An 11384-nucleotide genomic window follows, 5' to 3' on the forward strand; every position below is an offset into this window, starting at 1 on the left:
GCCGGGTTGCACCTGATTGGCAGCCGGTTCCAAGGCGGGAGCCTTGGAACCAGGGGCAAGTTGCCCCGCTGCGAGAGCGCGCCGGAGGAAGGTGATGTGATCCCGGCATTTTCGCAGCATCGATCGGCCCCGTCGCTGTCATCGAGGTTGCCAGGCAGAGCCTGAAGAACAGCCGGTTCCAAGGCGGGAGCCTTGGAACCAGTGGCGAAAGGCGGCCTTGGAACCAGTGGCGAGTTGCTCCGCTGCGGGATCGTCACCGACACCGATCGATCAAATCGGTTCCGGTTCGATCACGACCGGCTCCAACTGCTGCACGCCCGGTTCCTGCGGGACGCCGGCGGGTTGCAGTACTGCGTCGCCGTTCATCTCTTCGGAGGCGTCAATCTCCAACTCGGTTCCCGGCTCGACCATTTCCGGCTCCGCCATCATCAGCTCGGTCCCCGGTACGAGTTCCAGGTCACCTCCCACATACGGCACGGCGCCACACGGTTCACAGATCATCATCGAATCGAACGTGGGTTCCTGCGGCGGCAGACGATAATGGAATCCACAATCGGTGCAGGTCCCGCCTCGCAGGCCGGCGGCCGTGGTCCCGGGCAGCGTCAGCAGGTACTCAGGCGTGATCGCACCCGGATCGATCCACAATCCCTCTGGCGACAATTCCATGACTCCCAGATCGAAATTCAGCCCGCGGCGGATGACCTCGTAGTTGACAAAGATGTTCAACAACGCGTTCTGTGCGTCCAACAGATCGCTCAGAGCGGAAATCGCATCCCGCGCGGCGGTCGGACCGCTGCTCAATCCGCGGGCGTCGCGGAGTTCGCGGATGTCTTCGTTCAACTCGATCTGCTGGGCCGCAATCCGCACGGCCTGGCGACCAAATTCAAAGGTCACCCGGTTAGCCTGCAACTGTCGAATCTGCCCCCGCATCAGACGCCAGATGCCATCCTCGTAAGCGTAGTAGCTCCGTTTGGCTTGCTCATATTCGATCAACGATTGGCGGTACGTATTGCGTTCCTGCAACCGCGTGATCGGCGCGTCCCAGGCCAGACCGACACGCAGTCGTGCCGTATCTCCGCGAAGGTCAAACGGGTTGTTCCCGTCGTTGTTGACGCCGCCGCTGACCACCACGTCCAACGAGCTCTCCAGGTCGTCGGCATTGAACTCGATCAGTCGCCACGAGTCGACCAACGACGCCCGAGCGTTGGCCCAGTCTCGGCGGTTTCGACGCGCGATCTCAAAGGCCGTCGCCGGATCGATGTCCACTTCGGGCAACAACGCGCTTTCGGTGCGTGCCCGCGCCTGGATCAGCTGCAGCGTCAGGACGTTGTCGCCGAGATCGGTCAACAAATCCTGGGTGGCCAGAACCAGGTTGTCTCGCAGCCCGGCGGCCAACTCCTGCGGCGTGGATTCGGTCGGCCCTTCGGTCAGGTAGCGATCCAATTCATCGGTGATCGTTTTCAACCGCTGCGAGAACGTTTGCAGGTTGTCGGTCAACTTGTCGTAGGATTCGCCCAGTTCTTCGCGGAGCGTCGACAGCTCGCTGACGTCGAACACGGATTCGTCGATCTTGTCGACTTCCAACAGGGTGCAAATATTCTCCCGTTCTTCCTCATACAGTTCGATCAAGTTGTCGTTTTGGTTGATTCGCTCGGGCAGCATCTCCACCAGGTTTTCGATGTCTTCCTTCACCCGCGGTGCATCTTCGGTGCGGAGCTGATCCAAGAACTCTTCCAACGGTTCCAGTTCCGCTTGCAATCGCTGCAGGATCTCCTCGACCTTGGGCGACCAGGTCACGCTGGAAACCGGCAGTCCGGTGTTGGCATCCGTCTCCAATCGCGATTCACCCAGCAGGGTGACGTTCAATTCGCCAACCGCACTCCGCACTGCGCTCAGTTCCTCACGCCGCGACCGCAGATCCCGGTCGATCAGCTCAAACCGCTCCAGCAGCGGGTCATCCAAGCGGACACAAATGTACGGCGGCAAGCCCAGATCACCCAGGAAGTTGTCTAACGACGCCTGGAAGGAGGCCTGGCGATTGACCAGCTGACTTTGTGCGTTCAGCAGGGCGCTGCGTGCCTGGGCCACCTGCAATCGCTGACTCACGATCTCTTGCGGATCGTCCGGAATGGTGGTCAACAGCTCGATCAACGTGTCTTCCAACAGCAACAGGTTTTCGCTCAGCCGCGCGATGTTCTCCTCCAAGTTCTGGATCTGCAACTTGTCCTGCAGCAAACCGACGAATCCTCCCGCCTGGGCCACACCGCCGCCGCCGCCGCCGAATCCGCCGCCACCGCCCAAGCCGGCAAAACCGCCGCCCAGACCGGTGAACCCCTGCAGACCGACACCGAACACACCCCCGCTACGCGACACCTGGCTCTCGGTCCCGCGTCCCACGGTGATGTTCAGGTAGAAGCTGCGGCGATAGCGTTCGAACGCCCGCACGTTGGCCAGCAAGCGGCGTTCAGACAGCGTCAGCCGTTCCAACACCTTGTCGCGACCGGCGTTGCGAAGCAGCGGTTGCACCAGGGTGAAATCGAGCACCGTGCTGGCGCTTTGCGAATTGGGACCACTGAGTTCCCAAACGATCTGGTTGGCCAAGTTCACGACCAGGTCACCGCCGGTCGCAAACGCACGGCGCATCGTCAGGAAATTGTTGTCCAGCGCGTAACGCGAGCTCTGGCCGCCGGCCGGCCCGTCGACGGCGAACGAAGTTCCCAGACCGCCAAAGAACTGTGTGTCAAACCGGAACCGTTCGCTGCTGACGTCCAACGCCGACAGGTACAACTGCTCCAATTGTCGCTGGTAGTCGGGCGAGTGCAGCAACGCGATCTGGACGGCCGTGTCGGCATTGAGCACCAGCACCCCGTTCTCGTCCAAGGGTAGGAAATCCCACCAGCCGGGATTCTCGACCGCGTTGGTGTACCCGGCGGCGCCCCACATCGGGTAGCCGCGTCGTCCGTCGACGCATTGCATGTAGCGCTGCGATGCCGGATCGTCGACCGGCATCGGTTGAAAGTCCAAATCGAACGGGTTGTACATCCGGCTGCGGGGATCGACGGCGATTCCCAAGTCGGTGTTGGGGGGACGCGCAACGTGGGCAGACTTTTCCTGCAGCAAGCAATTGACTTCCTGGTCCGCCTGGCGGCGGTAGAACTGGCGATGGCAGCCGAGCGTGGAGAAGCCTGCCAGGGCCGGCAGCACCAACCCGAGGACGGCCGTCTTCAAACGATTGCGTTTTTCGGTGGTGGTCCGCGTGCTGCTGTTCATGGCTGGACGTGTCACGGTGATTGCGTTTCCGAACGATTGGTCACGACGGTGGGAATCGCTGCGAATGAGCAATTCGCTGCGAACAACAAAAGGCGTTCAATGCGTAATGCCGGAACAACCCAACCATCGATTCGGATCACTACGTCCCGCGCCATGACACCTTGCCGCCGTTGCGGGCAGGTTTTGGGGTTGCCGGGGGTCCGGTTATTCCGGCTGTGACGATCCTGCCACCGGCAGGGGCTGTCTGTCGGGATTTGGCAGGGCCTGGCCGTCCGGGCAGCACCGAATGCTGGCGTTGCCGATTGACGGAGTCAGCCGTCGCGTTTCCCCGCCGGCGGCACATTTCCCGGACCGCTGCGGACACGGGGGAGCCGGGCTGCGAGCCGCGATCGGCTTGGCGAACCGCTCCCAGGCCGGGTGGGAGGGCCGCCATCGCCGTCAAAACCGCCCGTGCGGTCGGATATTTCGTCTAAGCCCGGGGGGGACAGGTAATCCTGTCAGGCAAGAGATGCCGATAGAGCAGAAATGCTTGACGCTCTATCTTGCCCAACTTAGTATCCACTGGTCGAAATTTCGCCCCTTTTCTCGCTCCGATCGCTGCTCCGCCCGCTCGCCGATCGTGAAGCGCTCGCCGTCTGACAAGCCGTCACCACCCAACGATCATGAAATTTGCCATCCTCGCTCTCCTGATCGTTGTCTTCATTGCCTTCGTTGTGATGGTGGTCAAGGCAGCAAAGGAGTGGCGCTGGTACCACATCACCAGTGCCGTCATCGCCATGTTGATGGCAATGATTCTGCTGTTTCCGACCGCCGGAGTCCTGAAGAGCCGTCAGGCCTGGCACAAGCTGAAAGAAGACCTGGAAGTACAACTTGAACGGGTCAAGCAGGAGCGGCAAACCCTGCAGTACGGCGATGCGGACGACGCCGAAGGGAACCAGGGCGTCAAAGACCTGTCGCTGGAGTTGTCCAAGATCGGGACGGAAGCCGGCCGCCGGTGGCGAAACCTGGGCGTCGTCAATGTGGACGCCAACGGACAAGTCACCTTGCGAAAGGTAACGCAAGCCGCCGAAGGCACGGTTCCCGGCGTCGACCCCGAAGCAAATGCCCCCGAAGTGGAAACGCCGTTGGTGCCCGTCGGGCTGGTCGTCTACGGCTTTGCCGAAACCAATTTTCCCGGTGCCGACCGCCCCGTTCCCACGGTCTACCTGGGCGAGTTTCGCGTCACCGCCAGTGCCCCCGAATCGGTCACCGTCGTTCCGACCATCCAGTTGGAGCGCAATCAGGCCGACGCCATTGCCAGCGGACGCGCAAAGATGTGGTCGCTTTACGAACTGCTGCCGCTGGACGGCCACGAAGCGTTCATCGCCGAGGGCAGCAAAGCCGACGACGACAACGTGCTCGGACGCGTCGACGATCAACTGGTCAAAAACCTGCTGAAAAACGCCTCACCGCAGACGTTGCAGAGTTACCTGAACGACGGCAAACGTGGATCTCCCGAAGATCCGGCCGCCCGCTGGGTCAAAATCGAATTCACCAAGAAGTACACGATTGACGTCGACAGCCCCGACGAATTGGGCGCCCTGGAAGGCGGTTTCTTCGACAACAACGGACGGGCCGTCGATAGCCGTTTGCAACGCGCCGACGGCGGTTCGATCTCCTTCTCGCCCGGTGACGTCCTGGTCGTCAAGGAAGAGGCGGCCAAACAACTGGTCGACCAGGAGAAAGTGGCTTCGCTGGTGGACACCTACTACCTGCGTCCGCTGAACGACTATCGATACGCCCTGCGTCGAATCCGGCTGCAAATCAAGGAGCTGGATATCCGCATCGCGGAAATGGAGTACGAGAAGAAAGTATTGGAGACGGCGACGGCCGCAACGGTCGCGATGCTGGAAAAACGCCAGATCGAAAAGCTGAAACTGGAACAGGATCTGGCGCAGTACCAAGTGGAAAACTCGGCCCTGCAAAGTTACCACTCGGATATCCGAGAACAGCTGCGGCAGATGAATGAAGCCGCATCCAGCCTGTACCGCAGCAACTTTGAACTGCTACGGCAAATCCAACAGCTGTCGCTCGGTGAAACGCAGCTGACCGACACCTGAACCGCGTCGCTCGCCCAGGCCTGGCCTTCCGCCGTCTGGCGACCGCAGCGACGGAGGCCAGACAGCTCGCTATCGTCTGGCGAAATCCGTTTCGCGAATATCGAGCTTTCCGCTTCAGAGTTCGGCGGTACAGTCAATCGATCGCCGACAACGCTCGACCGGCTAAAACGGCCGCGCCGGTCCCTGGAACACCGCGCTGAGGTACAACCCCGCTCCCGTCGGGACGCGGTCGTTCTTGCGAAGATGCTCCCGTACCTCTCGCATCACATCCCGCCGCGAAATCTGACCGAGCAGTCGGCCGCCGGAGTCCAACACGGGCAAGCGACGACAGGCGGCATCCAAGAACGTTTGGGCGATGGTCAGCAAGTCCGTGTTGACATCGATCGTGGGCGGATCGGAGTCGACGAAGGACATCAGATTCGTGCTGGGCATCTGTTCGTAGGCCGCGTCGACCACAAACCGGATGCACGACTTCTCCGAAAAGATCCCCAGAAACCGGTCGTTGCGGTCGACCACTGGAGCTCCGGAAATGCGGTGGCGGAGCAGAACATCCAACGCGTCCAGCACATCCATTTCTGGTGAAAGCGTCGTCAAGTTGGAAACCATCATGTCACGTGCAGCGATGTTGGGCATCATCGAGGACGCACCTCCAGAATCGTGGGAACAAGTTAGCAAGGCCGGGAAAAGCAATGCCGGGATGAGCAATGACGATAAGTCTGCCGCGACGGGAACCCGTCACGGCCGGTCCCCGTTGTTTGCGAATCCGCATGACAAGTCAAGAAAATTCGTTCCGCCGGAACCCTGTTCACGGGGGTGCTCGCCATGCGGCGCAGGGCCGCCCAAGCCGGCTGGCTCGCATAATTCTCGCTGCATCGCTAGGTTTTCCCCAAAGATTTGCTATGAATCGTCGCAACGATCGGCGGCGTGGCGTTCCATGTGATTGTTTTCACAACCCAAGGGGAAGATCATGAAAGGGCAATGGGTCGAAATCGAATTTGATTGCTTGCCACTGCGGAGCGTCTCACGCTTGGACGTGCCGTTGGATGCTTCGCCCAAGTACGAGCAATTCGTCCAGCGTGTCAAAGCGGCGATGACCAAACACGGTTCTCACAACAGCTACTATCTCCACCGTGGCAGCTGTACTTACCATCTGACCAACGCCCCGGACCGTGGCGAGATTGCCTTCGCATTCGAAGGAACGGCGCTGACGGGATCCAACGATCGTCGCACGCGGTCGGTCGATCTTTCCGTCACTCTGCGACGCGAAACCTGCGGCTGGCTGTCCGAACCGATCGTCCAATTCTTTGCCGAATCGGTGCAGCATGCGATCCTGGTCGAATTTGATCGCTACATCGAAGCCGGCGATCTGTCCAAGACGGAAGAACGGATGAAGAAGCTGGCCGAACAGAATGAACTCAGCGAGGGGTTCGTCGGCATGTACCTGTAGGCGATGTCGACAGACTCGCTCCGCCGGTCATTCCAGCACCCCGCGGGCCAACGCCAAATAACCGGCCCCGGTCGGATCATCCATGTCCACGCCCGGATGGTTTTTCGGCGGTTGTTCTTTCGTTCCCGGTTTTCGTTGGGGCCGCAAAGGAACGTAGGCCCGACGTTGGTCAACAATCCGAACCGGGTACTTGGCCTGGCGGGCCAATAGCTCAATCCGCCGTCGCTGGGTGTAATTCAGAACGAGGAATCGAGCATCACTGGTAATCGAGCCAATTTGCCAGGCGGCTGCATCCAACCGCAGTTCGGCCAATTCCAACATCCGCAGGGCCGCCGGAGGCGGTGGGCCGAAACGATCGACCAGCTCTTCGCGGATCGCCTCGATTTCCGCCGGGCTCTCGATCTTGGCGATCCGCCGATACAGATCGATTTTGTGCCGCAAGTCCGGAACGTATTCCGGTGCCAGGTAGGCCTCTACCGGAAGATCGATGTCGACCTCGGCGGTCAACGCCGGGGGCAGGTTTTGGATCTGCCGAACCGCCTCTTCCAACAGGTGACAATACATCTCGTATCCGACCGCAGCGATGTGTCCGCTTTGTTGGCTTCCCAGCAAGTTGCCGGCGCCCCGGATTTCCAAATCCCGCATGGAGATCGCAAATCCGGCTCCCATTTGGCTGAACTCTTCGATCGCTCGCAACCGTTTGCTCGCCTCCGGTGACAGATGTTTGTGCGGCGCCACCATCAGGTAGCAGAACGCTTGGTGCTTGTAGCGTCCCACGCGTCCTCGCAACTGGTGCAGATCGCTCAAACCGTAATGGTCGGCGTCATCGACAAAGATGGTGTTGGCATTGGGAATATCCAATCCGCTTTCAATGATGGTGGTCGCCAGCAACATGTCGTACTTGTGTTCGATGAAATCGACCATGACCTGCTCCAACCGCCCCTCCTCCATCTGGCCGTGACCGATGGCGATGCGAAGTTCCGGCGCGATCCGACGGACCTTTTCAGCGATGGCTTCCATGTCGCCGATCCGGTTGTGCACCATGAAGATCTGGCCGCCGCGGTTGAGTTCGCGAACAATAGCCGACCGAATCAGTTTGTCATCCCAACGGGTGACGACCGTTTCGATACTTCGTCGCTCCGCCGGCGGCGTTTCCAAGTTGCTGATGTCACGGACACCGACCAAGGCCATGTGCAACGTGCGGGGAATCGGAGTCGCCGAAAGCGTCAGCACGTCGATGTTCGGATAGCGGTTCTTCAGTCGTTCCTTGATCCCGACGCCGAACCGCTGTTCTTCGTCGATAATCACAAGTCCCAGATTGGGAAACGCGATTTCCTTACCGGCAATGCGGTGAGTGCCGACGACGATGTCCACCTTCCCCGCTTTCAAGTCCTTCACGGTTTGTCGTTGCTGGGCGGCTGTGCAGAAACGGCTGAGCTTCTCGATGCGGACAGGAAACTCGGCCATCCGATCGCAGAAGTTGTGGTAGTGTTGCTCCGCCAACACCGTCGTCGGCACCAGGACGGCGACCTGATAACCGCTGGTAACCGCTTTGAAGGCCGCCCGCATGGCGACCTCCGTTTTGCCAAATCCGACGTCGCCGCAAATCAGGCGGTCCATCGGTTTGATCAATTCCATGTCATTCTTGCAGGCCACGATCGCCGTCGCCTGATCCGGCGTTTCCTGGTAGGGAAAGCTGGCGTCAAACTGTTGTTGCCAGACGTGATCGGGGTCGAACGCGATCCCCTTGCGGCTGGTCCGCTTGGCCTGCAACTCCAACAGTTCCGACGCCATGTCGGTTACCGCGGACTCCGCAGCTTTCTTCTGGCGAACCCAGGACTGGCCACCGATTTTGGCCAGCTTGGGTCGATTCTTGGTCCCGCCCACGTAACGCTGGATCAGCCCGATTCGGGACGCGGGCACGTAGATCTTGGAACCGCCGTCGTACTCGAGCACCAGGTGTTCGATGTGTTGGCCGTTCTTCTCGATGTGGTCCAATCCCCGGTACAGACCAATACCGTGAGAAAGATGCACCACCAGATCGCCGGGCTCCAACTGCAACGAACTGGTGATCGGCTTTCCCTTCGCCCGACTCTTCCCCCGGCGAACCGGGCTGCGGTGAAAAAGTTCGGCACCGGTCAAGACCAGCGACTTCGCCGCCGTCAACCGAAACCCGCCGCTGATCTGAGCGACCGCCGATTTGACCCGTCCCTGCCGCGCCGCATCGGTATCGGCCAGCAACTCCATCAGCCGTTCGCTGTCCGATGGCGTGTCTCCGACGACCAGGATTTGATGGTCCGATGCAACGGTGTCGATCCGCCGCTGTGTTTCTTCCAACGCCAGCGCGAAGCCTTCGGCGCTGGTCGATTGCAAGTCCACGGTGACCGCGGCGCCCTCGTTCAGCAGAGCAGCCGTGACGACACGAAGGTCGCCCATGGATGCCATCAGGGAGGGAAAGTCGGTGAACCCCGATTGGTCTTCGGTTCGCTCCAGCAACGATTCGGCGGAAAGTTTGCAGTCGTGCGGCTCGCAGACGACGACCAGCGTATCCTCGGGCAGGTAATCGGTGATCGGTCCCAACGAAGCCCCGTCGTCCGCCTCGCCCTGTTCCTGTTCGGCGCCGATCGCTGTGATCTCGATCTCGCGGACCGACTCGATGCTCCGTTGGCTTCCCAGATCGAACTTGCGGATCGATTCAATTTCGTCGCCGAACCATTCGATCCGGATGGGGTCCGTCTGGTCGACGGAATACACATCCAACAAGCCGCCGCGGGTCGCGATTTCGCCGGGGAACTGCACCGCCGTGGTTGCGGCGAATCCGCTGTCCAATAGCCATTGCCGGACGCCATCCATGTCGACTTGATCACCGACCGCCAGCTTCTTGGTGGCCGCCGCCATCTGCTCCGGCGTCGGCACCAGTTGCAACGCCCCGCCGATGTAGGCCGTGACCAACAGCGGCTCTTCCGCGTCGACCCGTCGGTTGCGCAAGGTCTGCAGAACTTGCAGCCGCTCTGCCAAATCGGGATCGGCCGCCGAAGTCTGGCGTGATCGACCGATGCTCAGCGGTAGTGCGATCGATTCGGCCAGCCCGAATGCCGCCGCATCGCCGGCGACAATGTCCGCATCGGCCGCCTGGGGCAACAGCATCAGAATGTTCGAGCAACGCCTGGCTGCAGCCGCGGCTAACGCCCCGCGCAGGGACCCCCAGACGCCGGAGAAAGCCAGCGGCTGGCCCGGGACCTGGTCGGCGATCACCTGAGAAACCCCAGCATGCTCGTCCAGCAACTCGACGATTCCGTGGAGGCGTTCCGATTGGAGGGGGACGGCTGCGGACACGTTCAAGGATCGGACGGAGGCGTGGGGCAGTGCTTGGAGTTGATAGTTGACCGTACGAGACCGGAAAGATCGAGTCGGGGCGGTTCACAGGCGGAGAAAATCCCCCCACAATTCGAGCCGGTTTCTTCCCCTACTTTTACCCCTGGTTGTGCATCTGCCATGAGCATCGGAATTGGAATCGTCGGCTGCGGAATGATTGCGAACTTTCACGCTCGGGCAATCGCAGACGCCAAGGGCGCCCACCTGGTCGGGGCGACCAGCCGCCGCATGGAGGGGACCGAAAAGTTTGCCGCCGAACATGGATGCACCGCGTTCCCAACGCTGGAGGCCATGTTGGCGGACGATTCCATCGGAGCGGTTTCCATCTGCACGCCCAGCGGCGCGCACTTGGATCCGGCCGTTGCCGCGGCCAAAGCCGGCAAGCATGTGATCGTCGAAAAGCCACTCGAGATCACCACCGAACGGTGCGACAAGATTATCGATGCATGCGATCAAGCCGGCGTCCGATTGACGGTCACCTTCCAAAGTCGATTTCACGAGTCCAGCCGACTGATGAAAAAAGCCGTCGACGAAGGACGCTTCGGCAAGATCACTTTGGGCGACGCGTACGTGAAGTGGTATCGCAGCCAGGAATACTATGACAGCGGTGCCTGGCGGGGAACGTGGGAACTGGACGGCGGCGGTGCCCTGATGAACCAGGCAATCCACAGTGTCGACCTGCTGCTGTGGCTGATGGGAGACGTCCAGCAGATCAGCGCGATGACCGCCACCATGACTCACGAACGAATCGAAGTGGAGGACGTCGCCGTAGCAACGTTGAAATTCAAGAACGGCGCCCTCGGTGTCATCGAAGCTACGACCACGGCGTATCCGGGCGCCCTGAAACGCATCGAGATCAGCGGCAACCAAGGCAGCGCGGTCTTGGAAGAGGAAGACATCAAGGCTTGGCAGTTTTCCGAGGAACATCCCGACGACGCGAAGGTCCGCGCGGAAATGGCCGGCAAGACCGAAACCGGGGGCGGCGCCGCCGACCCTTCGGCAATTGGCCATCATGGGCACACCTTGCTATTCGAAGAAGCCGTTTCGGCAATCAATGAAGGACGACCTTCGATCTTGGACGGTCACGAAGGTCGCCGCAGCGTCGAAGTGATCTGCGGGATCTACGAAAGTGCCCGCACCGGCAAGATCGTGACGCTGTAACGTCGCAAAAGTTGCCGTGCGGACGCACAAGC

General features: G+C 60.7%; 6 protein-coding genes. 3 read left to right on the forward strand and 3 right to left on the reverse strand.

What is annotated here, in order from left to right; genetic code table 11:
• Positions 1-270: 270 nt before the first annotated feature.
• Positions 271-3285, reverse strand: coding sequence for a hypothetical protein (locus FYK55_RS11445; RefSeq protein WP_150076530.1), 3015 nt, complete (start codon positions 3283-3285; stop codon positions 271-273).
• 647 nt (positions 3286-3932) lie between these two features.
• On the opposite strand from FYK55_RS11445, the gene FYK55_RS11450 reads away from it, so the two are divergent.
• Complete coding sequence (locus FYK55_RS11450; protein ID WP_150076531.1) at positions 3933-5369, forward strand: hypothetical protein; 1437 nt, start codon at positions 3933-3935, stop codon at positions 5367-5369.
• 162 nt (positions 5370-5531) lie between these two features.
• On the opposite strand, the gene FYK55_RS11455 is transcribed toward FYK55_RS11450, so the two are convergent.
• Complete coding sequence (locus FYK55_RS11455; protein ID WP_235908618.1) at positions 5532-6005, reverse strand: CBS domain-containing protein; 474 nt, start codon at positions 6003-6005, stop codon at positions 5532-5534.
• A gap of 331 nt (positions 6006-6336) precedes the next feature.
• Between FYK55_RS11455 and FYK55_RS11460 the strand changes: the two genes are divergently transcribed.
• Entirely contained in the window at positions 6337-6816 is a 480-nt protein-coding gene (locus tag FYK55_RS11460; RefSeq protein ID WP_150076532.1) for a hypothetical protein, read from the forward strand.
• Between the two features lie 27 nt (positions 6817-6843).
• Here FYK55_RS11460 and mfd read toward each other — a convergent pair whose 3' ends face one another.
• Positions 6844-10152, reverse strand: a complete 3309-nt coding sequence (mfd, locus tag FYK55_RS11465; RefSeq protein WP_235908619.1) for a transcription-repair coupling factor — start codon at positions 10150-10152, stop codon at positions 6844-6846.
• A 159-nt stretch (positions 10153-10311) separates the two neighbouring features.
• On the opposite strand from mfd, the gene FYK55_RS11470 reads away from it, so the two are divergent.
• Entirely contained in the window at positions 10312-11352 is a 1041-nt protein-coding gene (locus FYK55_RS11470; RefSeq protein ID WP_150076533.1) for a Gfo/Idh/MocA family protein, read from the forward strand.
• Positions 11353-11384: the final 32 nt, after the last annotated feature.

Origin of the sequence: Roseiconus nitratireducens, from assembly GCF_008629675.1 — a bacterium.
In the GTDB taxonomy this organism is placed as follows: Bacteria; Planctomycetota; Planctomycetia; order Pirellulales; family Pirellulaceae; genus Stieleria; species Stieleria nitratireducens.